Source organism: Butyrivibrio sp. X503 (assembly GCF_003625475.1).
Lineage (GTDB): Bacteria > Bacillota > Clostridia > Lachnospirales > Lachnospiraceae > Butyrivibrio.
On sequence record NZ_RAIQ01000003.1, the window covers coordinates 168216 to 191633 of the forward strand.

Genomic DNA, 23418 nt, shown 5'->3' on the forward strand with positions numbered 1-23418 from the left:
CTTACTCTCTAAAGCCTAGTTATACTTTGAAGCAGCTTCCGCCGACGAACTCTCTGCAAATTGAGTTTCTTGGAAGCATTGAGCTGTCTACACTTACAAAATAATCAAGGAACTTAAGAAGTCTCTTTGCCTCGTAGTACTCGGGCTCACCCTTTTCAATCGAGAAAAGAAGCGGCTCTGCGTATGGTTTGATTACGGCAAGCTCATAGATCTGAGCTGAGTTGAACATCTCATCCGCATCCTCCTGGAACGGGAAGATATTCTCCTCTTCTCCTGCACGCACTGAATCCCACATGCTGATGGTCTTCTTTGCGGAAGCACCTCTCGTCCTTGCATCTCTTACGATCCTTCGAAGGAGACGACCGTCCGTTGTCGGGATCCTGTTGTGTGAATCGATGCTAAGCGTCGTAAGTGCGCTTATATAGATCTTGAACTTAGACTCTGCGGGAAGCGCATAAGTCATCTTTTCATTAAGTCCGTGGATACCCTCGATAACAAGGATGTCGTTATCTCCGAGCTGAAGGAACTCGCCGTTCATCTCTCTTTTGCCCGTAATAAAGTTAAACTCAGGCATCTCGACACGCTCTCCCTTAAGGAGCTTACCCATGTCCTCGTTGAACTTCTCGATGTCCATCGCACCGAGGCACTCGAAGTTGTAGCTTCCGTCGGCATTGAGCGGAGTATCCTCTCTGTTTACGAAGTAGTTATCAAGGCTTATCGGGTGCGGAATAAGTCCGTACGTACGAAGCTGTATCGAAAGTCTGTTGGCAAAGCTCGTCTTACCCGAAGAACTGGGGCCTGCGATCATAACGAACTTAACGTCCGGACGATCGTGTATCTTGCATGCGATCTCACCGATCCTTCTTTCCTGAAGTGATTCCTGAACGAGGATCATCTCGTTGATCCTGCCTTCGCAGACTTTGTTGTTGAGGTCACCGACATTGTCGATTCCCATCATTGCGCCCCAGTCACTTGCAAGCTTCATGGTGTTGAAGAGCTTGTTTCTGTCCTCAAGGATAATAAGCTTGTCGGGCTCTGACTTAGGCGGAAGGGTAAGCATAAGTCCCTCGCCCTTTCTCGTTATCATAAAGTTCTCGATATAAGATGTATTCGGAAGCATGTAGCCGTAGAAATAATCATAGAAATCCTGAAGCTTGTAGATGTTGATCTCAGAACTTCTTCTGTATTTCAAAAGAGCTACCTTATCGGTCATTCCCTGCTCTCTGAAAAGCTCGATGGCTTCATCGATAGGATATACGTTCTTTACGATAGGGATAGCCATATCGACAAGCTGTTTAAATCTTTCGGCAACCTTCTGCGCAAATTCGTCCGTAACTTCCATACCGTCACGAAGCGTACAATAATAGCTGTTTCCGATAAGAAACTCAATCTTGGCAGACGGAGCGCTGTTCTTACCTTCAACGTCTCTTATCGCCTTGATAAGCATCATTACGGCCGTTCTTCTCATGGTCTTGTGACCGATATCATCCCCAAACGTTACAAAAGACAGCTCGCCGTCTCTTTTAACTTTTTTCATAAGCTCACAGATCTTGCCGTTAAAAATAACCGCTGCGATCCTGTATCTGAACTCATGCTGATACTCTTTTGCAATCTCCTCGTAGGTTGTACCTTTATCGTATTCTCTTGCTGTTCCGTTAATCTTAATTACAGGCACTTCTCTTTCCTCCTTGCGATTTCGAATTATTTTTTATAAAAAAGCTGCTTTTAAAATCGAATCAATATAGAATAACTCTTTTTTTATCTCAGAAAGTCTCTCCGCATGTGCATCCTTATCAAGGCTCTTAATTATCGATTCATCGACCTGCCTGCCGTATACAAGGTAATCATGCAAAAGAGGATTCGAAGAGAGTATATTGTGTTCTCCGTATGCGTTACAAATATTCAGCGCATCTTCTTTGGAAACGCCGCCCTTATCGCAAAGCAATGCGGTCGCTTTTTCAAGCGCACTGCTCTCATTCTTTGCATCGAATATCACAAGCATCGGAAAATAATACTTGCCGTCTTCAAAAACAATCTTTTCATCCGCGATCACATAACCTTTTTCTCGAAGGTATGCTCTGAAAAGATCAAGCTCGGACTGCGGCTGCAACACTCCCGCCTTGATCCCGAGTGCGGAAAGATCGGCATCCTCCAACAAACGCTTCATGAGATCTCCGCCCATTCCGGCGATGACAACAGAATTAACTTCGCCTTCCTTAAGCTCTTTTAACCCATCTGAAAGTCTGGTCTCAATGCGGTCTGAAAGTCCGTATTCATTTATGTTGTCGGCGGCTCCGGAAAGAGGTCCCTTTCGAACATCCATCGCTATGGCAGACTCAGATATATTGTTCTGCATCAGATAGATGGATATGTATCCGTGATCGCATCCGACATCAGCCGTGCGAAGCATCTGCTTTCCTTGCTCTTCTTTGCTATGATCAAAAGCAATGTCACCTGCGCCTCTTAGCATCTCACAGATGGTCAAAAGGCGCTTTGACATCCTATTTTCTACAAGATTCATATCTTTATCACGCATCAGTCAAGATAATCCTTGAGCTTGCGGCTGCGGCTGGGGTGACGGAGCTTTCTGAGCGCTTTTGCTTCGATCTGACGGATACGCTCACGAGTTACGTTGAACTCCTTACCAACCTCTTCAAGTGTTCTTGCTCTTCCGTCGTCGAGACCGAATCTGAGGCGAAGAACCTTCTGCTCACGCTCTGTAAGTGTTCCGAGTACTTCAACGAGCTGCTCCTTAAGAAGTGTGAATGCAGCAGCGTCTGCGGGTACCGGTACGTTATCATCCTGAATGAAATCACCAAGATGGCTGTCTTCCTCTTCACCGATAGGTGTCTCGAGGGATACAGGCTCCTGTGAGATCTTGAGGATCTCGCGAACACGCTCAACGGGCATGTTCATCTCTTTTGCAACTTCCTCCGGAAGAGGCTCACGTCCGAGCTCCTGGAGAAGCTGACGGCTTACGCGGATGAGCTTGTTGATAGTCTCAACCATGTGAACGGGGATACGGATGGTTCTTGCCTGATCGGCAATGGCTCTTGTGATAGCCTGTCTGATCCACCATGTTGCGTATGTTGAGAACTTGAATCCCTTACGGAAATCGAACTTCTCAACGGCTTTGATAAGACCGAGGTTACCTTCCTGAATAAGATCAAGGAAAAGCATTCCTCTTCCCACATATCTCTTAGCAATACTTACAACGAGACGAAGGTTTGCCTCAGCAAGGCGCTTCTTGGCTTCCTCTCCCTCGTAGATTATCTGATCAAGCTCTTTTTTCTTGGATGCAGTGATCTTACCTTTATCTTTGTCATCGGCGATCTCTTTAAGTGCCTCGATTCCTGCTTCCATTGACTTAGCAAGCTCGATCTCCTGATCTGCTGTAAGAAGCGGAACCTTACCGATCTCCTTGAGGTACATTCTTACGGGATCCTCGATGCTGATTCCGTCAGGAACGGAGAGATCGATATTCTCCATATCAACCTCGTCCTCATCTGTAAGGAGCATATCGTCGTCATCGGGGATCTCATCCTCATCTGCCTCTGATACTCTAAGTACGTCGATTCCCGAATTCTCAAGAACCTCGAGAACGTTATCAAGCTGCTCTTCGTTGAGATTAAGATCTGTGAAGAAATCGCTTATCTCTGTATACTCAAGGACGTTTTTCTTTTTCTTTGCAAGTGCGAGGATCTCTTTTATCTTCTGAGCGAAAAGCTCTTTTGTAGCCTCGTCAAGCTCGCCGTCATTATCCTTACCGTCCTGCTCTTTGCCCTTTTCATCCTTCTTTGTTACTTTCTTTCCTGCCTTTGCGGGCTTTTCTTCCTTAGCCTTGGAAGCATCTGCCTTAGCAGCTTTCTCCTTCTTGGGTGCTGCCTCTTCCTTCTTTACTGTAGTCTTCTTTGCAGGAGTTTCCTTTGCTTCTGTCTTGGCTGCCGCTTTCTTGAGCTCTGTTTTCTTTGCAGTTTCCTTCTTGGCAGTTTCCTTCTTAGCGGGAGCTTCCTTTGCCGTCTCCTTCTTAGCTGCTGCCTTCTTGGTCTCTTCCTTCTTGGCTGTTGCTTTCGCCGTCTCCTTCTTGGCGGGAGCCTTAGCCGCTGTCTTCTTTGTTTCTTCCTTCTTAGCTGTCTCTTTCTTGGTTGTTGTCTTCTTTACTTCTTCTTTCTTTGCTGCCACTTTCTTTGTAACCGTCTCTTTCTTTGTATCTTTTTTAATATCTTTTTTGGCTGCCGCCTTCTTGGGCTCAACCTTTTTTGCCACAGTTTTCTTCTCTGCAGTCTTTTTAGCTGCAGTCTTCTTGATTTCTTTTTCCTTTTTCTCTACAACTTTTTTAGCCATCGTATTTTTTCCTTTTTGAATAGTTTTTTCTAACCCAACTCTTAAGTACTTATGTCTGATAAAAAAGTCTGTTCATAATGCGTTATTTATGATCACCGTCATCAATCATCCGGCGATATGTCTGCGTGCGTGAGCTTCTCAAGATCTTTCTTTCCCTGGATCGTCTTTTGCAAAAAGTTCGGATCGTCGGGTTTAAGCTCTCTCTTTTGCCTCTCGTATCCTGCAAGCTTAACGCCGCATATTATGTCGTGGAATGCCTTCCTCCTCTGCTCTTTGGTCTCTATCTCGATCAGGTTCGTGTTGAACATCTCGGCGACTTTGCCGTGTTCTTCCTCATCGGTGAATCTATCGAGTATCGAAGCAGGTGAAAAAGTTCCCTGCGACATTCCTTCAAACAATTCTTTCGCAACGCTCCTGTACAGGTCGTCGGAAAAATCTTCGGGCGTTATCCACTTTGAAACCTTGGGGAATATCCCGGGTTCATCGGTAAGCCATGTAAGCAGGAGCCTCTGGTTTTTCTTGGCTCCGTCCTCCGGCGAGTTCTTTTTCTGTATACCGAATTTGGGCTTATCGTAAGTCTTTATCATTCCGCCCTGCGCCGCGTACGATGTGACGAGCTTTCTAAGGTCGTCGATCGCTATGTTATATCTTGCGGCAACCGCTTCTATGTAATTTTCTCTTTCAAGAGCTTCTTCAAACTCACAGAGTTTTTTGGCAACTTCTTTGTAGAAGTCCGTCTTGGATTCGGGATCCGACATGTCGTGCGCCTCTTCCATGATCCTTACTTCAAAGAAGAATGTGTTCTCCGCGTTCTTTATCCGCTCTTCAAAAGCTTCTTTTCCCTCGTTCTTGATGAATTCGTCAGGATCCTTGTACGGCTTAAGGTTGAGCACCTTGCCTCGAAGTCCCGCTTCCTTCAGGATCTTTATTCCCCTAAGAGCCGCTTTGGTTCCGGCTTCGTCGCTGTCGTATGACAGGATGACTTCGTCCGTATACCGCTTAAGTATCATGGCCTGTCCCGTCGTAAACGCCGTTCCCAGCGATGCGACCGCCATGTTAAAGCCCGCCTGATGCATGGCTATAACATCCATGTAGCCCTCGCAGATTATCATATAACCTGCCCTGGCATTCTTGGCATAGTTAAGTCCGAATAGATTTCTGCTCTTATCAAAAATGAGTGTTTCCGGTGAATTGAGATACTTTGGCTTTCCGTCTCCCATGACTCGTCCGCCGAAGCCGATAACCTTCTGTGATGCGTCCTGTATCGGGAACATTACTCTGTTCCAGAACTTGTCGTGCGTTCCCATCTTCTCGTCATGCGAAGCAAGCCCCGCATCGATTATCTGGGCATCTGTGTATCCCAGTCCCTTAAGATGATCAACAAGATCATGGCTTGAGATATTGGCGTATCCCAGTCCGAAATGCTGCATCGTCTCATCGGTGAGCTTTCTTTCCCGGAAGTACTCCATTCCCTTCTGCCCAGTCTTACCCCTAAGCTGATAGTAGTAATACTTGGCGGCCTCCTTGTTGATATCAAGAAGAATCTGCTTTTTATCGCGCATGGCCTTTACGGCCGGAGAATCGTCTTCGTCCGGAAGCTTCATGCCGGCTTTCTCCGCCAGCTCTTTTACCGCTTCCTGAAATGTTAAATTGTCATATTTCATCAAAAAAGTGATGACATTCCCGCCGGCTCCGCATCCGAAGCAGTAGAACATCTGCTTTTGCTGCGATACCGAAAAAGAACCGGATTTCTCATTGTGGAACGGACACAGGCCAAAATAATTGGCGCCCTTCTTTTGCAGATGGACGTACTGTCCGACTATGTCCACAATATCGTTGCGGGAGCGCACCTCTTCTATAAATTCATCTGAGTAGCGCAAATAATTAGTCTCCTACACATTTGTATTTCGTCGCGGGTTTATCGCCTCACACCGCGTCTTTATCACAGAACCGTCCATGACTTTGGAATGTAAACCTCTTCAAAGACGGAAACGGCATATCTGTCCGTCATTGAGCTTACATAGTCGCAGACTATCCTCTCTTTGGTCTCGCCCTCATCCAGCATTGCTTTCAGATAATCGGGGAGCTTATCTATATGCTCAAGATAATATCCGTAAAGGATCTTGATCATTTCTTCTACCTTGCCCTCCTGCCCCTTGGCTATCGGGTTCGTGTAGACGTTTGCAAACATAAATTCACGAAGCTCCAAAAATGCTTCGTAGATCTCCGCAGACATCGTTATATCGTCCTTGTCCATGCTGGTTGCGATGATGTCGTGGATAAAGGTATCAAGCCACTCTCCGTTGGTATGGCCGATCGTCTTGGCGAGTCTCTCGGGGATGTCTTTCTCCTTCATGATACCGCCTCTTATAGCATCATCCATGTCGTGATGCATATATGCGATCTTATCGGAAAGCCTTACAACCTTGCCTTCAAGCGTCGCAGGCGTCAAGTTGAGCTCATGATTAAGTATGCCGTCTCTGACTTCCCACGTAAGGTTCATGCCCTTTCCGTAGTTCTCCAGGGTCTCAACTATCCTAAGACTCTGCTCGTTGTGCCTAAAGCCTCCGGGATTGACTTCGTTGAGCGCTCTCTCTCCTGCATGCCCAAAGGGAGTGTGTCCAAGGTCATGTCCGAGCGCGATCGCCTCAGTCAGGTCCTCGTTAAGCAAAAGAGCTTTCGCAATCGTCCTCGCGTTCTGCGAAACCTCCAATGTATGCGTCATGCGGGTTCTGTAATGGTCGCCGTCCGGAGACAAAAAAACCTGCGTCTTATCCTTAAGACGTCTAAAGGACTTGGAATAAAGAATCCTGTCCCTGTCTCTCTGGAAGCACGGCCTGATGTCGCATGGCTTTTCTTCTTTTTCTCTTCCTCTGGAATTCATGCTTAGAGTAGCATGCTTACTTAAGAACTTTTTTTCTCTTTCTTCGAGCTGCTTTCGAATTTTCAAAGTAAAGTCTCTTTTCCGTGGGGTGACTTTTGGAAAGAAAAAACCCACATCAATAATATTCGACGTGGGTTTGCGATTTCCTTTTTTTGATTCAAAAAAATTTTATTTTTATTTCGTCCATTCCGTAATACGGCTCTCATACTGCTCATTAAACCATTCAACGGCCTTCTCGAGCCCTTCCTGCGATACTTCGAAGTTCTCGCTGGTCTTGAGGCTGTCGTCCGTATGGGCGTATGAATTGGGCTCGGGCCACACCGTCGCCATAAGCGTCGCAGGACCTCTTTGATCCACCGGAACGAATTTAACGTTCTCAAGCGGTTCTCTGGCAAGCCTGTATCTCATTCCTTTGTAGCTTCCGAAAAATGCCTCGCCGTATTCATAATGTGACAGATTAAAAAATGTGTGTAATTCAATAGCCATAATTCTTAAAACTCAACTTTTCCCGTATCTGCGTGATTGACAACATAGTAAGCCGCGTTGTCCGAAGGCTTGATGTAGACCTGAATTTCCTTGATATCGGTCATCTTGTTGCCCTTTGCGACGTAGTCAGCCTTTGCTCTCTCAACGATGTCCGTTGCCCTCACCTCGTGGTGATTGTACTGAACAAAGACCTCTTCTTTGCATTTGCGCTTTGCTGCTGTCTTGCTTAAGTCGTTTCCGACATTCTTAGCTACATCCGCTGCCTTCTTGGAGCTTCTTTTTACAGCATCCGCTGCGGGAGCCGCTTTTTCTTTTGCCTTATTGATATAGGGCTCTGCCTTGGTCTTGATGTCGTTGTATATAGGCTCAGCCTTGGCTTTTACATCGTCGTACACCGGCTCTGCCTTTGAAATAATGTCCTTATAGACAGGTTCTGCCTTAGCCTTGATGTCTTTATATACAGGCTCTGCCTTGGCTTTGATGTCGTTTATATAAGGCTCTGCCTTGTCCATGTAGGGCTTGGCTGCTTCCTTGACATCCTTTATAACAGGCTCCGCAGCCTTGATAACAGGTCCTGCGGCCTTGGTAACTTCTTTGGCGATTTCTTTAAATGTTTCTTCTGCAGATTTCTTTCCCATGATTTTTCCTCCGTAATTCAAGCGTTTGAATTATTGCTTGGTCAAAAGAGCCTTCTAAATGTTATGTCATCTTCCGAGCTTCTTCATAAGCGACGCCAAAGGTCCTACAGCGTCCTGAAGATCGGTGATCGCTTTGTTTAATCCTTCAAAATCTATTTCGGAAAGCGATTTAACGGCTGCCGCAAGGTTCTCGCCGTTATCGTCAACAAGCTTGTTCATGTTCTCGCTGGCTTTTAAGATGCTGTCAGTCATTTTGTCGACACTTTCAAGCGATGTCTCGGCTTTGGTTGCCACGCTGTTTATATGAGACAGTGTCGTGCTGACTTTTGGTATAACGATGAGCACGCATATAAGAAGCACTGCAAGCATTCCCGCTATGCAGCATGTAGATATTTTTTGATAAAAAAGACGCTTCTTTGAAAGGTCCCGTAGTTCTGTAAGTATCGCGTCATTGGATGTTGCGATATTGTTCTGATTTTCTTCCATTCTGTCAACCTCCTACGTCTAAAAAGTATAGTAATATGATAGCACAGATAAGAAAAAAACGCTGCGTTTATGAACAAACGTCAGCGTAATTAAATCTTATTACTTTTGAGAGGTCCTCGGTCGCAACTTCGACCTGATATCCTACTTTTCCGGCGGAGAAAAAGATCTTGTCAAACTCTTTCGCACTCTCGTGGATAACTGTGGTAAAGCTCTTTTTCATTCCGATAGGTGAACATCCGCCGTGCACATACCCTGTGAGGGGCAAAAGCTCTTTTAACGGGAGCATGGCTACCGACTTCTCGGATACGGCCTTGGCGGCCTTTTTAAGATCAAGCTCTTTTTCCACGGGAATAACGAAAACATAGTAAGTCTTCGCCTTGCCTTCGGTCACAAGAGTCTTGAACACTCTCTCCTTGGGCTCTCCGAGTATATCCGCAATCTCGCCGCCCGTAAGACTTGAATCGGGCTCGTACGAATAACTCTTGTACTCTATTTTCTTTTGCTGCAAAACGCGCATTACATTGGTCTTTTCGTTCATGTTGCTTCTTCGAGACAAGCCTTAATAGGCATTATCTCTTAAACTCCACGTTCTCTATTCCGGTATTGAAGGTCTCGATAAGCTCAAGCCTTTCGTCTCTTACAAGACCTCTTAAGGTATTGGCGTACTTCTTGGTCGTATGGAACACAACCTTGGAGATCGATCTTACACCGTTGGGATGCATATAATCAACGGGCTTGGGATCTGCGCCCTCAAAATATGTCATAAGAAAAGGCATATTGTAATCATATGTATAATAGCACTTATATTTGAGATTTCTGTTCTTGGAGTCGGTCCTGCTACCTTTCTTTATATACTTGCCTTCAATTCCGATACTTCTAAGATAATCGACTTCTCCTTCGAGATTGCCCGATTCTTTTTCTATGCACAAACATGCCCAGCCTTCAGGGTGCTCAGCAAGTTCCTCAAATCTCTTAGCCAGTTCTTTTCCCTTGAAAACAGCTGTAAGCTTCCTCTGAAACTTAGACATTCCGCCGCCTTCAACAAGCTCAATATACGGTCCCTCGCAAAAATATATGTATGCGTTGTGTGACTTGCACATTTTCCCGTATTCAACTGTAAAACCTCTGTTGGTCCACTCCTTGACCGCTTTTTCAAGGTCTTTTACCGCATAAATTACATGCCCTAACCTCATCTGATACTGTCCTCCAAAAAATCATTGCCATACCCCCCGTTCGGCATCAGATAAATTATTGACCTATCCCATCCGTGAAATAAGTTTTTATAAAAGATATGTTCATACTTTACCCTATTCAAAGATAATAGTAAAGTATTTTAAAGAGGACAATATTTTGAAGATTAAATTAGTACAAAAAAACTATAAAGAAGTGGCGCAAACGCCCGCATACAAGAACAAAACGCCTAGGAAACAGCGCGTATTTTGGCGCTTTCTCATGAAGACCTTGTCGGCAAAAGACCTTAAGGACTGCAATTTCACTTATGAGTTTGATGGCATGGAAAAGCTTGGCAAAGATGAGCCTTGTCTTTTCCTTATGAATCACTCTTCGTTTACGGACCTTGAGATCTTCTCGACGCTTTTTTCCGACAGGCAGTATCACATCGTTATGACTTTGGACGGCTTTGTCGGCAAAGAATGGCTTATGAGGAGCCTTGGCTGCATTCCGGCGCGCAAGTTCATCACGGACATGCCTCTGGTAAAAGACATAGTGTATTGCCTTAAGGATCTTGGCAGTTCAGTGCTCATGTACCCGGAAGCAAGCTACAGCTTTGACGGAACGGCTACTGCTCTTCCATCAAGTGTCGGAAAGTGCCTTAAGCTCTTTAACGTGCCTGTTGTAATGATAACCACCGAGGGCGCCTTCCACAGAGACCCTTTATATAACGGGCTTCGTAAACGCGATGTGGCTGTGAAGGCAACGGTTAAGTATCTTTTATCTGTAGATGACATCAAGTCTAAGAGTGTAAAAGAGCTCAATGAGATATTGAAAAAAGAGTTTTCATTTGACCACTGGAGATGGCAACGCGAAAGCGGAATCAAAGTCACTGAACCTTTCAGAGCCGAGGGGCTTGAGCGCGTTTTATACAAGTGTCCTGTCTGCGGAAAAGAAAGAGTGATGAGATCAAGCGGCTTCGAGATAGCTTGCGGAAGCTGCGGCGCGACGTGGGAACTTGAAGAAGACGGTGCTCTTGTGAGGAAGGATGCGGAAACGGGTGAGGATACGGCAAGTGTTAGCACCGGTGAGCGTGAAGATGTTGCATATGGCGACTTGGCTGTTGCCGATAAGTATGATGCCTACGACTTCAGCTATGTCTCTGACTGGTATCGCTGGGAGCGCGACATGGTAAAGAAGGAAATCGCCGAAGGAAAGTACTATCTCGATATCCCCGTCGATATCGTAGTTGTGAAGGATACCAAAGCCGCTTATCAGGTCGGCGAAGGCCGCCTTGTTCACTCTTTAAACGGCTTCGAACTTACGGGATGCGGCGGCGAGCTTGAATATCACCAGTCCGCCAAGAATTCCTATTCTCTCTACGCAGATTACTTCTGGTACGAGATCGGTGACATGGTAAGCATCGGAACAATGGATATTCAGTACTACTGTTTTCCAAAGGATAAATCTGTGAACGTCGCTAAGGTAAGACTTGCGACAGAAGAAATGTACAAGCTTAGTATCCCTGAAAGACTCAGAGCTTCCGAAGAAGCGATGTGATATTAGATATAAAAGAGTGGTAATCATTTCAAGGCGCCCCGCCTGCGGCGGTGCTTCACAGCCTTGACATTATTACCACTCTTTTATTATTGGTGATCAACCGTATGTAAGCCGGCTAGCGTCGTTTACATACGGCGATCATAAAACCGCTTCCACTTTCTTTTTTATAGCTTCGAGATTGAGCGGACTTTCTGCGCTTTCTGCAGATAATAACAATGTGTCCCCAAGTATGAGGCCACTCTTTTCATAATCAATAAGCTTCTTTATGTTCTTGATTGCATATTCGGGATTATCAACAAGGCCAAGATGTTCCCAATAGACTGTCTTGTCTTTCCTTACGCTATACAAAGCAAAGTCAGGGTATACCACTCTTCCGTCATGCAGCATAAAGCTTGATTCATAAGCATAGGGAATCTTGAGATTATAGAAGTAATCAGCAAGTATCTTCTCTGATTTTGATCTGACCATTTCGCCTTTGTTGGTCTTATACAAAGGTGCAGCGCTGATTGTGTTCTTCTGCCCCTGATGTTCATCCAGCCATTTATTCACTCTCATCTTCTGTGTTGGCTTAACCGGCGTCACCAGCTCTTTTCTGCCGGCGCACATATTTTCGTATATGCTGTCGATTCTGGCGATGTCATGGTTCTTAAGGAATCTTTCCAGTCTTTTTTCTTGCTTATATAGCTCTTTAATAAGCTTTTCATCATATTCTCGCTGAAGCATGAGCCTTACTTGTTCTTTGTTTTGTGAGGAGATGTACTCTTCCTTATTCGACCCAAGGTTTCTTAAGTAATATTGTTTTACGCCACGACACGATGTAACGCGAATACTACCCTTGGGAAGCTTATTGTATTCTTGCTTTCTCTTCTCAACTCTTTTTATCAAATCTCGTAAATCATTCAACTGAGCTGACAACTCTTTCATATAATCTATCATTATTATTCTCCTTAATTCTGTAGTATAACCGGCATACGCACCGCTGCTACACATGTTTTTCTCTGCAAGCGGTACGGACGCTTTATTTTGCACCGCTGCTGCGCTTGTTTTTCTATGTAGGCGGTGCGAGCAATTGTTTTGGCACCGCTGCTACACATGTTTTTCTCTGCAAGCGGTACGGACGCTTTATTTTGCACCGCTGCTGTGCTTGTTTTTCTCTGTAGGCGGTGCGAGCACTTGTTTTGGCACCGCCCACGCGCAACTTACCCGCCACAAGCGGTGTGGGCGCATAATAATCCCCATTCAATCAATAAATCCATTACAAAAATAATCAAAACAGCGAAATAGTCGGCGAATTGCCAACAGATAAATAGAATTCACATAGCCACAGAAGGGCTTTGTGATATGAATAGTCATGATTTTAACCATGCCTAATTCATGATATAAAAAAATCAGCTCAACTGAGCTGATTTTCGTGCGGAAGATGGGACTTGAACCCACACGACATAAACAGTCACAAGATCCTTAGTCTTGCTCGTCTGCCAATTCCGACACTTCCGCAAACCGTCGTCATCTCTCTCGTGGCGACTTGTTTATAATAGCAAAGTCTATGCCTTTCGTCAACAAGAATTTTCAAATTTTTTTGGAAAAATTTCCAGTATCTTTTTCGCGAATAATTTAGATTCAAATATCCGTATATTAATAGCGAAAAAGGCCTGCGGAATCGTCATTCCACAGGCCTTTATTCGATAATAATATTTCAAAAAGGAAGATTATAGCGGTCTACTTATTCTAATTACTCCTTAACACCACCGAGTGTAAGTCCGCTTACGAAGTACTGCTGTAAGAAAGGATAGATACATACGATAGGAAGCATTGTAACGATAGTTGCTGCCGCACGCATTGAAACGGGTGTGATGGAGCTTGTTGAGTTCTTCATTGACTGAGCTGATGTACTCTGGCTGGTAACTGAAGCAAGGAGTTTCATAAGCTCATACTGAAGAGTTGTAAGTTTGTTGCTCATTCTGTTGTAGAGCATAACGTCGAACCAAGAGTTCCACTGATATACTGCTACGAAAAGAGCTATTGTAGCGTAAACAGGCTTACAAAGTGGTGAAATGATCTTCAGGAAGATCGTCGTATAACCTGCACCGTCTAGCTGAGCCGATTCCTCGAAACTGTCGGGGATACCGTTCATATAAGTTCTGATAACGAGCATGTTGAAGGCTGATACCATTCCGGGGATAACGTATACCCAGAATGTGTTGGTAAGATGAAGTCCCTTGTACAAAAGGAAGATCGGGATCATACCACCGTTAACATACATTGTGATAACCCAGAACAGTGAAAGGTGTCTTGCAAAAAGGAAGTTCTTACGGCTTACGATAAATGCAAGAATAGCGCAGGTAACAAGTGAAAGAAGTGTTCCCACTATCGTTCTTGCTACAGAGATGTAAGCACCTACAAGAAGGTCATCCTTCTTCAAAACAGTTACGTAACTCTTGATACTGAACTTTCTGGGAATGAGGTAAATTCCACCTCTTAACGCATCAAGACCGTCGTTAAACGAAATGGCAAGTGTATTCAAAACAGGATAAAGCGTTACGATAACGAATACTGCCATGAATATCGTATTAAATGTATAGAAAGCGATATCCGCACCGGATAGCTTCTTTTTCTTTTTTGTAATTACTTCAGATTTACTCATTGCGGACCTCCCTTAGAACAATCTTTCTTCGCCGTGACGCTTAGCGACTTCGTTACAGATCAATATCAAAACGATACTAACTGCGCTCTTAAAGATACCCGCAGCCGTTCCAAGTGAATAGTCCATCTGGCTGATACCCCATTTAAGAACGTAGATATCAATTGTCTGGGATACTCGCTGAACAAGTCCGTTACCAAGGAGGTACTGAATCTCAAATCCGGCGTTAAGTACGTTACCAACATTCATGATAAGAAGAATAATGATGGTTGACTTGATTCCGGGAATTGTAACGTATCTGATCTTATCCCATCTTCCGGCGCCGTCAATTGCGGCTGCCTCATACAAAGAGGGATCGATAGCTGTGATTGCTGCCAAATATATAATTGCATTCCAACCGGTTTCCTTCCAAACATTGGCAAAGGCAACGATCGGCCAGAAATATTCTTCGTGTGCAAAAAAGTTAATGGCTTGAGGAACGATATGAAATTTAAGTAAAAGCTCATTAACTATACCTGATCCCGAAAGAGCATCATGAAGGATACCCGTAACGATGATCCATGATAAAAAGTGAGGAAGGTATGAAATAGTCTGAACAACCTTCTTTTTCTTAACTCCTACAATCTCGTTCAAAAGAATGGCAAAAAGGATTGCCATGATAGTTGTTGCTATAAGGTTAATAACACCCATAGCAAGTGTGTTTCTGATTACTCCGAGATAAGTTGCATCGGAAAAAAGCGACTTGAACTTCGCAAGTCCGATCCATTTGGAATGTAAAATTCCGTCCTTGGGCTTATACTGCTGGAAGCCCATAAGCCATCCTACAAGCGGTGCATAGTAAAACAGAAGTCCGTATGCAACAAAGAAAATTGACCATACAATAAGAACCCACTGTCTTTTTAACTGCTTAACCAGTTCTGCCTTCGGTATGTTGGAAAGCTTATCTTTTTTCTGCTGAGCCATAAAACTTACTCCTTTAAATATTATTACGCTTAAATTTCAAAAAAATAGCGGGCATTCTTTAGAATACCAAGAAGGCCCGCTATATATTATTTTAATTAGTTCTCGTACTTAGCTGCTTCTGCAACTCTTCTGTCGAGCTCTGTCTGCATCTCTGAAAGGAAATCTTCAGGTTTGCATGCATTGTATGCATCCATGTATTCCTTCCATCCTGCCTCAAAGTCGTCAGCCATAACAACCTTAGGAAGATACTGGTGCTTGCAATCCTCCATGCTTCTCCAAGCTGTACCACCGGGTGTAGCTGTTGTCATAGTCTGTGAGAATGTGTACATAGGATACCAAGGTCCGGGAGCAGGTGTTGTTCCGAGCATCTCAACGTATGTCTTAACACCGTATGCATTGAAGCACTCCTTGAGGTCATCAGAAAGTCCATCATAGAACTCTGTTTCCTGCTGCTCAGGCTTCATAGCATTCTTGCCGTCTCTGCTTGTTCCTTCCCACTGAGGGAAATATGCATACTCACACTTGTGAGAAGCCTTGTATGCTGTATCAGCGTCGTTGTCTCTCATTTCCTGAGTCTTGGAATACATTCCGTCTTCGCCAACCTGATAGTCAACATCCTTAACGCCCCAGAATCTGAGATCCATGATCTCCTGGCTAAGAAGGTCATCTACGAACTTAAGAGCGCCTTCAACGTCCTTACAGCTTGTTGTAATAGCAAGACCTGAACTTGTATGAACGATTCCGCCTGAATTGTGCCACTGGTTCTTCATTCCCTTATCGATTGTGATCGGAAGAGGAACATACTGGCAACCCTGCTTATCAAGGCCTGCTGCCTTAAGAGCATCACCTGCTGTGTATGCGAAATCCCACCACTGATCGATCATACCAAGTACGCAACCTGTTGAAAGCTTAGCGATGTACTCGTCATATGTCTGTGTGAATGACTCTTTATCAACGATACCCTTCTTGTACTCCTCGTTGAGCTTCTTGAAGTACTTAACAGCTGTATCTGTTGTGTTATAGTCAACGATCTTCATTGTATCTGTATCAACGATAACAGAACCATCATTCGGATATCCGTCAAGGAACTGAGGTGCGTTCTCAAGACAGAAATATCTCCAGTCCTCACAAAGGATTGTGTAAGGAATGATAGGAGTTCCGTCTTCCATTGTAGGATGCTTCTCATAATAATCTTCGATAAGAGCGAAGTACTCATCCATTGTTTCTACCTTAGGATAGCCTGCTTCTTTAAGAACTCTTGTCTGGATCCAGAAAGCCTCGTCATTGTGTGCGCAGACTCTCTCTTCACCATAGATGTTAGAGAACTGAGGAATCCAATAAATCTTTCCGTCGCTCTGACGAAGTGAATCCCACTCCTGATCTGTAAAGAATTCTTTGATGTTAGGATAATTGCCTGAATCGAGGTAATCATCAAGAGCTACAAGTGCTCCTGCCTCATACATCTGTACGGATCCGTCTCCTGCATCTACGAAATCAGGATACTCACCGCCGGCGATAAGTGTTCCAACTGCCTCTTCTGCAGTCTGACCTGTAAGCCAAGTCTCTTTTACCTTAGCTCCTGTCTTCTCGGCAATGATCTGCTGAATCTCATTGTCGTCATTGATCTCAGCGTGAGGAACTGAAAAGAATGCTGTGAACTCTTTTACTTTTCCGTCACCTGCTGATCCGCCATCTTCGGATGCAGTAGCGCCCCCACCGGCATTACCTTTGCTGCATCCAGCAAGCGCTCCACCAACCATGAGCGTTGCAAGCAACATGCTAATCACTCTCTTTTTCATAAAAAAGAATCCTCCTTGTTTTGATATGACCATTGTATTAAAAATCGTCAATCAAAACATGGGAGGAAATATATAAAAAAGTAGGTCAAATTATAGAATCCTGAAAAAGTATAGTTTATAAATTTTTCGGGGTTATGATTCCTGTTTTCTGTACTTGGCGGGAGTGCAGCCCTTAGCCTCAATGAACTTGTTTACAAAGTAGTCAACGTCCTTGTAGCCTACTTTTTCGGCTATGATATATATCTTTTCATCGGTCTTTCTAAGAAGCATCGCTGCCTCATCAAGTCTGTGTCTGTTGAGATAATCTTTAAATGTGCATCCGTGTCTTTTTCTAAAAAGCTGTCCAAGGTATGCGCTGTTTACATAGTACTTTTCGCTGAGCTCTTTCAGAGTTATGTTGCTTGCGTAGTTGTTTTTTACTTCTTCTTCAACCTTGGCAAGAACGCCCTTTGACTCTTTCTTCCGAAGCTGCGCAAGATACTCGCCGTACTCACATGCCATCCTGTAAAGGTGCGTCTTGGAGCCTCTCTTGATGCCCTGCTCATAGGCATTCTCGGAAATAAGTCTCAGGATCTCTTCCTGGTTAACTTCACTGTCCTGCTCGGTCGCGATATGAATAAGCTGGAACAAAAGATAATTGATGTTGAGATTCATAGTCTTTCCGGTAATTCCGGTTTTTTTCATCTCATTGTGGAACTCATCGACCTTCTGTTTGATCTTGACCTGTTCATTAAGTTCAATTGCCGAGATCAGTTCGTCGAGCTTGTTCTTACATAAAAGAATTCCCTTATCAGTTATCTGGTATTCTTCTTCATAGAAATAAATATCTTTTTTCTCTCTGAATCCGTGAAGCGAATGAAGCATGCTCACGCTGGTAAAAGACTTTGAGATAGCGTCTACGCCGTTTACGGTCCTTCCGACAAGCATAACTATAGGAAGTCCGCTTACTCTTTTTATATGAGCAATCATCTCTTTAAGATATTCTTCGTCACTCTTTTGCTGCTCTTTGGCAAGGAAGTTAAGATACAAAAAACCTATGTCATAAACGTTCTCATCGCCGAATCCGTCTCTTACAAGAAGGTAAGAATAATCATCAAGATACTCAGAAGCAATATCATAGAGCTTAGTAATATAGTTGTTCTTTTCTTCTCCGAAATAATCGCCGTCGTCCTCGCTAAAATCAAGCTCGATTCCGACATAGCGCATCTGTCCGTTATCCGGGAGCTTGTCGGTGAGATATTCGATGTGATCTTCGCTGTGTTTTCCTCTGAAAGCCGCGCGTAAGTTTTGTTCAAAAAAGGCTTTGACAAGCTTATTGTTTCTGCTCGCCTCAATCTCTTTATCTTTATTTTTTTCTATAACTTTTTTAAGAACGCCCTCAAGACTGTCTTTTTCAACAGGCTTAAGAATGTATGCGTTGCAATGATATCTGAGCGCTTCCTGCGCATAAGAAAACTCGGCGTATCCGCTTAAGATAACGTAAAAGACATCGTTTCCGCTCTCTCGTACTTTCTTAAGAAGCTCAATTCCGTTCATCCCGGGCATCTTGATGTCCGCGATCACAAGATCTATTTTTTCTTTCTCAAGTACTTCAAGCGCGCTCACGCCATCAAGTGCGGTATAAACTTCGAAGCCTTCCTCTTCCCAATTCAGAAGGACCTTAAGTCCCTGCAAAATAAAAGGCTCATCATCAACAAGTAAAACTTTCAGCATTATTTATATAATTCCTTTCAAACTCTCGCTCGGTATTTTGATCGTAACGATCGTTCCGATGCCTTCTTCCGAATCAATGTCGAAAACAGCCTTATTGTCTGTCACCATCTTAAGTCTGAGCGATGCATTGATAACACCGACTCTTCCCTTTTTCTGTAGCAATTCTATACTGGCATTTCTCATTGAATCCAAAAGCTTCCCTGCTTCTTCCTCGGGCATTCCGTTTCCGGTGTCCTCAACCTCGATGTTCAGCATATCATCTTTTTTATAGATCCTAAGGAAGATCCAGCCGTTCGTGATCTTACTCTCTATTCCGTGAACGCAGGCATTCTCGACAAACGTAACGAGCGTCAATTTGGGAACGTTGTATTCCAAGCACTCGTCGTCTGCTTCTATATTATACGAAAGTCTGTCACCGAATCTGTATTTCTGAAGCTCCAGATAATTCTCTACAAACTCAAGCTCCTGTTTGACAGTAACATTGTCATGATCCCATTCGGTGTACTGACGCTGGAGTTTGGCGAGCTTCTCGACCATGTACGCAGTCTCCGACTCTTTTTTGATAATGCTGTGCATTCTTATACTCTCAAGCGCGTTAAAAAGAAAATGCGGGTTGATCTGACTGTGGAGCGCATGGAGCTCAGCGTGTTGCCTCGTCAGCACCATCTCCTGCTCTCTTAGCTTGTAACTGTATGCGATCCTGTTAATCCTAAGCATAAGTGCCGCGGGAAGGATTACATTTATAAGTCCCAAAACAATCAGCTGCCAGCCCCAGTTCTTGAGCCAACCTTCTCTGCTCTGTCCGTTGTTTATCACATGAATCTTGAGCTGCTGATTATATATCTGCATATCCGCAGTATATCCGATGTTGGTAAGCTCCGATACTCTCCTGAACGGCTGTGCTATATTCGAATCTTTTTTGTTTGAAAAAAGAATCCTGTCATTGTCGCACACATATGCCGCCATGTCATAGTTCATGTTCGAAAGAAGCGTATTGCACTGGGTATAATCAAGACTGATCAAAAGAATACTTTTGGAATTGTGATCAAAATAGTCCAGCCTTTTTATAAAGTAAACTCTTCTGGCGTTTTCAGTCGTGCCTGCACTGTTCCTTCCGTAGAAAAAATACAGCCCCATATCCAAGCCGGTATTTTGAGTATATATATACCAGGGTTGCCTCTTACATCTATCAATATGCTGAAACTGCGATCCGTTCACAATCGTATCGTTGTCCGTGTAGATAACGTATTCAACATTACTCTGTCCTGCAACCACATTAACAAGCGTATCGTCAAAAAAATCTCTGTAGGCATCATAGTACTCAAGAGGAGACGAATACTCTCTGTTCATGTAATTATATATGTACCTACTGGTATAGATGCTCCTGGCAAGCCTCGCAGCTGTCTCAACCTCTTCCTGACACGTGTATTTGACAGCATCGGCTACACTTTCCATTTCATGCATTGTTTTGGTGTTCTCGGTACGCAAAATACCGCCGATCACGACCGCATCCATTATTACCAGTGGAATTATTGCAAAAAACATGTATAGTATAATTAGTTTCTTTTTCATAGAGACTATTTTATCACATGAAATTTACAGCGTATATTCAAGGAGGTGAATGATTTGGAAAAAAGATTCAGAGACTACATAAGACACTTTGAAAAGCTTGATTTTGACGTTCTATCCGAAGAAGAGGTTGACCAGGAAAAAGAAGAGATAGGGCTTCATGTAGATATACTCCAGCACGAAATGCTTAGAAAGATCATAATGACCATGGGAATCTTTGTATGCGCTTGCGTTATTTTCTCAGCGGGAATCATCGCAAATGTGCTTTTCGTCGATATAATCGGAATCGTAATGTTTATCGGCGGAATCGTTATGGCTTTCAGCTACAAAGAGAGCAAGGATGTTATGGGAAAACTGTGTGTCTTTGTAGATAAGTTGACGATGCTGTAAACAGCATAAAAAAGAGGTCTGATTTAGCCTTTCAAACCTCTTGACAGCGCCCGAAAAAGTGGGTATCATTAACTACGTTGCTTGCAGGAGTGGCGGAATGGCAGACGCGCATGGTTCAGGTCCATGTGTTGGCAACAACATGAGGGTTCAAGTCCCTTCTCCTGCACTGGAGCTTTCCGGTGCAATGGTGAAGTTCATAAGCCCTTTCGGGGCGCATATATGCGGAAGTGTCGGAATTGGCAGACGAGCAAGACTAAGGATCTTGTGACTGTTTATGTCGTGTGGGTTCAAGTCCCATCTTCCGCACTAAACCAAAAAGGAACCGGTTCAATGAACCGATTCCTTTTGTTTAGTGCGGAAGATGGGACTTTGGCATTGTTTTTTGTTAACACTTTGTTGCAGCAATTTGCATTAATATGTGCTTATTTAGTATAATGGTGTGGGGATTATATGTTATCGGAAGGAGAATTGATTAACGCTTAAGTAATAAATGGAGGGAAAGAGATGTTTAATTACTATAAGTACAAGAGGTATGCAAAGTACCTTGTTCAGTACCTTGGGGAACGAATAAGAGGTATTGATTTTACTATGCGCGACTTATCACTCATAGAGGAAACGGGAGGCGTACTTCACGGTTATTCCAAGACGGATGATAAGCATGCGGAAGAGATTTTGGATTGTTTGGACGTTGATTGCAGCAAAAAGCTGCTCGATATCGGCTGCGGAAAGGGCGCATTTCTAAGAGATGCGAGTTACTTCCCGTTTGGAGAGATCGCAGGACTTGAGTATTCATCGGATCTTGCCAAGATTGCCGAGAAAAACATGAAAAAGCTCAATCTTCAAAGAAGAGTTAAAGTCATCAGGGGCGATGCCTGCAGATATAACGGATATGAGAATTTCAACGTATTTTACTTCTTTAACCCGTTCAACAAAGATGTGATGAACAGAGTTCTAAGAAGGATACTGTACAGAAGATCCGATCCTTTCTGGATCATTCTTCACAACCCGGTATGCGCCAACGAAGTCCTTGAACACGGACTCGTAGAAAAAGAAAGACTATTTGATGATGTAAAACAGTATGAGACTGTTATTTATAAGTGGGAACATGCGTAATATAAAAGCGGCAGGCTGAACGAATATCAGCCTGCCGTTTTTTCATTCAGTATTTCAAGCACTTTCAGGTTAAACTCATCATTCCCTGCCATCGCCGCTCCGACGTCGATGCCTTCCTGATCCGGAGCACACTCTCCGCAGATATCGATTCCGATAAGCTTTCTATCGGGGGCGGAGGCCAGCTCACGGATACTCCCAAGTAAATCATCAGCATTCATCTCTCCCTGATCCCAGTTGGTTATGAGTTCTTCTCTTTTTACTACATCTTTATCTACAGAGAGATAAACGGGATACTCGGTCTTGGGAAGACCTGTTTTTATATCATCAAGCGTATAAAAAGAAACCCTGTCCGTGTCTTCCTTAGAAAGCTCCGAAATAAGATTCTCATCGGCGCCTATGATGTGCACGTCTCTCACATTAGGATTATCCTGCAAGACCTTTAGCACCCATCCCCCGCAGGATAAGATATCGCCGAACTTGGGCGGCTGCATATCGGGATGATGGTCAAAGACAATAAGAGAAAAAGGCTCTTTCACCAAGGATAAAAGAATGTAAGACATATAGTGATAGTTGCCGGAATCTATGAAATGTATGCTTTCTGGCGACAATTTTGCTTTTTCAATCCTCTCTTTTATCTCAGCCACCGCAATATCGTCGCACATGCAATTCGTGCCGGGGATGTCCTTCATATCAAGCAAGGCAGCCTCTTTGCCGCTGCCACAAAAACAAGAGCTTTTATCGCCTTGATAAAAGCTCTCTTCTTCATAAACACCTGAAAAATTTAATACAGTAATCTTGCCGTTCATCTTGTCCTTATCTTGTGAGGTCTGCCAAGTGGATGATCGCGTCGCTGTCTATGATCTTCTCGCCCTGTTCCTCGATAAACATCGCTTCGGGGGCATTTACGAGAAGTATCTCGGAGTACTCAACTCCCGCTCTTCTCATGTCATAGATTATCTCTTCCCTGGCGGACATAAGTCCCGCCATAAGATAATACATTCCACCATATTTGTACAAAACGGAATCAACAATGGGAAGCTTCTGTACAACCTTGGAGAATCTCTCAGCATCCTCAAGATTGTCAAATTCCATCATATATCTAGCATATTCGGAAAGAGGCTGATAACTTGCCTCAGGCTCCGAATTCTCCATATCCGCCTCTTCGCGGCCGTAAATCTTGCTGATCGTATCCGAAACCTTCGTGATCACCTCGTTAAAAGCAACGCCCTTATCTCTGCCGGTCTTAGCCAAAATATCCTCAACCTTTTCCTTGGTCAGAGTATTAAGAACCGTAAGTGCGGCCCCGCGAATTCTCTCTGAAGCCTTCTTGATATCCTCATTGGTCATCTTAACGGCGAAAATGCGCACACTTCCGTCCATCATGATGTTTTTGCTCATCATCATAACTTCCGTCTCGGGATTGTAGTCGAGCTGCTGTCCGACCTCTTTTCCCAGCTGAGCAAAGAAAGATGTGGTATTCTCAGCTCCGTTGATAACCGCCTCAGGAGTAAGACCTATCTCATGAAGTTCTGATGCGGCTATACTGCATTCAACTGTTGTGTCATTCATTTTTACTATAATCACTACGCATCATCTCCTTTCATGATTCTTTCTGTACTGTAATTATAGTTTAAATCATTAGCACTGTCCACATTAGAGTGC

General features: G+C 43.9%; 21 protein-coding genes and 3 tRNA genes. 5 read left to right on the forward strand and 19 right to left on the reverse strand.

Annotated features, from left to right (window positions below; translation table 11 throughout):
- Positions 1–19: 19 nt before the first annotated feature.
- The 10 genes from D6853_RS06200 to D6853_RS06245 form a co-directional block, all read right to left on the reverse strand.
- Positions 20–1675, reverse strand: a complete 1656-nt coding sequence (locus D6853_RS06200) for a nucleoside kinase (RefSeq protein ID WP_120657172.1) — start codon at positions 1673–1675, stop codon at positions 20–22.
- A gap of 33 nt (positions 1676–1708) precedes the next feature.
- Positions 1709–2536 (reverse strand): class I SAM-dependent methyltransferase, encoded by an 828-nt coding sequence (locus D6853_RS06205; RefSeq protein ID WP_120657173.1) that lies wholly within the window; start codon positions 2534–2536, stop codon positions 1709–1711.
- A complete protein-coding gene (rpoD, locus tag D6853_RS06210) occupies positions 2536–3711 on the reverse strand; it encodes an RNA polymerase sigma factor RpoD (RefSeq protein WP_120657440.1) in 1176 nt (391 codons plus the stop codon). The genes D6853_RS06205 and rpoD overlap by 1 nt, the downstream gene beginning before the upstream one ends.
- 734 nt (positions 3712–4445) lie before the next feature.
- Positions 4446–6224, reverse strand: a complete 1779-nt coding sequence (gene dnaG / locus D6853_RS06215; protein WP_120657174.1) for a DNA primase — start codon at positions 6222–6224, stop codon at positions 4446–4448.
- 62 nt (positions 6225–6286) lie between these two features.
- Entirely contained in the window at positions 6287–7294 is a 1008-nt protein-coding gene (locus tag D6853_RS06220) for a deoxyguanosinetriphosphate triphosphohydrolase (protein WP_120657175.1), read from the reverse strand.
- A 108-nt stretch (positions 7295–7402) separates the two neighbouring features.
- The gene (locus D6853_RS06225; protein WP_092244651.1) at positions 7403–7714 is read right to left on the reverse strand and encodes a hypothetical protein; all 312 of its coding nucleotides are present in this window, start codon (positions 7712–7714) and stop codon (positions 7403–7405) included.
- Positions 7715–7719: 5 nt separating this feature from the next.
- Complete coding sequence (locus tag D6853_RS06230; protein ID WP_120657176.1) at positions 7720–8352, reverse strand: DUF6465 family protein; 633 nt, start codon at positions 8350–8352, stop codon at positions 7720–7722.
- Between the two features lie 66 nt (positions 8353–8418).
- On the reverse strand, positions 8419–8838 hold the full coding sequence (locus tag D6853_RS06235; RefSeq protein ID WP_120657177.1) for a hypothetical protein: 420 nt from the start codon (positions 8836–8838) through the stop codon (positions 8419–8421).
- A gap of 67 nt (positions 8839–8905) precedes the next feature.
- Entirely contained in the window at positions 8906–9376 is a 471-nt protein-coding gene (gene ybaK / locus D6853_RS06240) for a Cys-tRNA(Pro) deacylase (protein ID WP_120657178.1), read from the reverse strand.
- Positions 9377–9407: 31 nt separating this feature from the next.
- The gene (locus D6853_RS06245; RefSeq protein WP_120657179.1) at positions 9408–10031 is read right to left on the reverse strand and encodes a VOC family protein; all 624 of its coding nucleotides are present in this window, start codon (positions 10029–10031) and stop codon (positions 9408–9410) included.
- Between the two features lie 157 nt (positions 10032–10188).
- On the opposite strand from D6853_RS06245, the gene D6853_RS06250 reads away from it, so the two are divergent.
- The gene (locus tag D6853_RS06250) at positions 10189–11568 is read left to right on the forward strand and encodes a 1-acyl-sn-glycerol-3-phosphate acyltransferase (RefSeq protein ID WP_147367719.1); all 1380 of its coding nucleotides are present in this window, start codon (positions 10189–10191) and stop codon (positions 11566–11568) included.
- A 138-nt stretch (positions 11569–11706) separates the two neighbouring features.
- Here D6853_RS06250 and D6853_RS06255 read toward each other — a convergent pair whose 3' ends face one another.
- The 7 genes from D6853_RS06255 to D6853_RS06285 all read right to left on the reverse strand — a co-directional run bounded on the left by D6853_RS06255 (position 11707) and on the right by D6853_RS06285 (position 20256).
- Positions 11707–12504: a hypothetical protein gene (locus D6853_RS06255; RefSeq protein WP_120657181.1), complete on the reverse strand. Its 798-nt coding sequence runs from the start codon at positions 12502–12504 to the stop codon at positions 11707–11709.
- Between the two features lie 476 nt (positions 12505–12980).
- Positions 12981–13065: transfer RNA gene (locus tag D6853_RS06260), tRNA-Leu, on the reverse strand.
- Between the two features lie 235 nt (positions 13066–13300).
- Complete coding sequence (locus D6853_RS06265) at positions 13301–14212, reverse strand: carbohydrate ABC transporter permease (protein ID WP_120657182.1); 912 nt, start codon at positions 14210–14212, stop codon at positions 13301–13303.
- A gap of 12 nt (positions 14213–14224) precedes the next feature.
- Positions 14225–15172 carry an ABC transporter permease gene (locus D6853_RS06270; protein ID WP_120657183.1) on the reverse strand — a complete coding sequence of 316 codons (948 nt, stop codon included), beginning with the start codon at positions 15170–15172 and terminating at the stop codon, positions 14225–14227.
- 95 nt (positions 15173–15267) lie between these two features.
- Positions 15268–16971, reverse strand: a complete 1704-nt coding sequence (locus D6853_RS06275; RefSeq protein ID WP_120657184.1) for an extracellular solute-binding protein — start codon at positions 16969–16971, stop codon at positions 15268–15270.
- A gap of 132 nt (positions 16972–17103) precedes the next feature.
- On the reverse strand, positions 17104–18684 hold the full coding sequence (locus D6853_RS06280) for a response regulator transcription factor (RefSeq protein WP_120657185.1): 1581 nt from the start codon (positions 18682–18684) through the stop codon (positions 17104–17106).
- Positions 18685–18687: 3 nt separating this feature from the next.
- Entirely contained in the window at positions 18688–20256 is a 1569-nt protein-coding gene (locus D6853_RS06285; protein WP_120657186.1) for a sensor histidine kinase, read from the reverse strand.
- Between the two features lie 54 nt (positions 20257–20310).
- Here D6853_RS06285 and D6853_RS06290 point away from each other — a divergent pair, with 54 nt between their 5' ends.
- From D6853_RS06290 to D6853_RS06305, 4 genes are all read left to right on the forward strand, one after another.
- Positions 20311–20643: a hypothetical protein gene (locus D6853_RS06290; RefSeq protein ID WP_120657187.1), complete on the forward strand. Its 333-nt coding sequence runs from the start codon at positions 20311–20313 to the stop codon at positions 20641–20643.
- Positions 20644–20726: 83 nt separating this feature from the next.
- Positions 20727–20809, forward strand: a tRNA-Leu gene (locus tag D6853_RS06295).
- 55 nt (positions 20810–20864) lie between these two features.
- Positions 20865–20949 (forward strand) — tRNA-Leu (locus tag D6853_RS06300).
- 198 nt (positions 20950–21147) lie between these two features.
- Positions 21148–21756: a class I SAM-dependent methyltransferase gene (locus D6853_RS06305; protein ID WP_120657188.1), complete on the forward strand. Its 609-nt coding sequence runs from the start codon at positions 21148–21150 to the stop codon at positions 21754–21756.
- Between the two features lie 26 nt (positions 21757–21782).
- On the opposite strand, the gene D6853_RS06310 is transcribed toward D6853_RS06305, so the two are convergent.
- Positions 21783–22562 carry an arginase family protein gene (locus D6853_RS06310; RefSeq protein ID WP_120657189.1) on the reverse strand — a complete coding sequence of 260 codons (780 nt, stop codon included), beginning with the start codon at positions 22560–22562 and terminating at the stop codon, positions 21783–21785.
- A 7-nt stretch (positions 22563–22569) separates the two neighbouring features.
- Complete coding sequence (locus tag D6853_RS06315; protein ID WP_147367721.1) at positions 22570–23340, reverse strand: adaptor protein MecA; 771 nt, start codon at positions 23338–23340, stop codon at positions 22570–22572.
- Positions 23341–23418 lie beyond the last annotated feature (78 nt).

Bases quoted from the DNA above. Each gene is read 5' to 3' on its own strand.
- D6853_RS06245 (WP_120657179.1), bottom strand. From the start codon at position 10,031: ATGAGGTTAGGGCATGTAATTTATGCGGTAAAAGACCTTGAAAAAGCG.
- D6853_RS06280 (WP_120657185.1), bottom strand. From the start codon at position 18,684: ATGCTGAAAGTTTTACTTGTTGATGATGAGCCTTTTATTTTGCAGGGA.
- D6853_RS06270 (WP_120657183.1), bottom strand. From the start codon at position 15,172: ATGGCTCAGCAGAAAAAAGATAAGCTTTCCAACATACCGAAGGCAGAA.
- D6853_RS06205 (WP_120657173.1), bottom strand. From the start codon at position 2,536: ATGCGTGATAAAGATATGAATCTTGTAGAAAATAGGATGTCAAAGCGC.
- D6853_RS06305 (WP_120657188.1), top strand. From the start codon at position 21,148: ATGTTTAATTACTATAAGTACAAGAGGTATGCAAAGTACCTTGTTCAG.
- ybaK (WP_120657178.1), bottom strand. From the start codon at position 9,376: ATGAACGAAAAGACCAATGTAATGCGCGTTTTGCAGCAAAAGAAAATA.
- D6853_RS06255 (WP_120657181.1), bottom strand. From the start codon at position 12,504: ATGATAGATTATATGAAAGAGTTGTCAGCTCAGTTGAATGATTTACGA.
- D6853_RS06235 (WP_120657177.1), bottom strand. From the start codon at position 8,838: ATGGAAGAAAATCAGAACAATATCGCAACATCCAATGACGCGATACTT.
- D6853_RS06310 (WP_120657189.1), bottom strand. From the start codon at position 22,562: ATGAACGGCAAGATTACTGTATTAAATTTTTCAGGTGTTTATGAAGAA.
- D6853_RS06265 (WP_120657182.1), bottom strand. From the start codon at position 14,212: ATGAGTAAATCTGAAGTAATTACAAAAAAGAAAAAGAAGCTATCCGGT.
- D6853_RS06230 (WP_120657176.1), bottom strand. From the start codon at position 8,352: ATGGGAAAGAAATCTGCAGAAGAAACATTTAAAGAAATCGCCAAAGAA.
- D6853_RS06225 (WP_092244651.1), bottom strand. From the start codon at position 7,714: ATGGCTATTGAATTACACACATTTTTTAATCTGTCACATTATGAATAC.
- D6853_RS06285 (WP_120657186.1), bottom strand. From the start codon at position 20,256: ATGAAAAAGAAACTAATTATACTATACATGTTTTTTGCAATAATTCCA.
- D6853_RS06275 (WP_120657184.1), bottom strand. From the start codon at position 16,971: ATGAAAAAGAGAGTGATTAGCATGTTGCTTGCAACGCTCATGGTTGGT.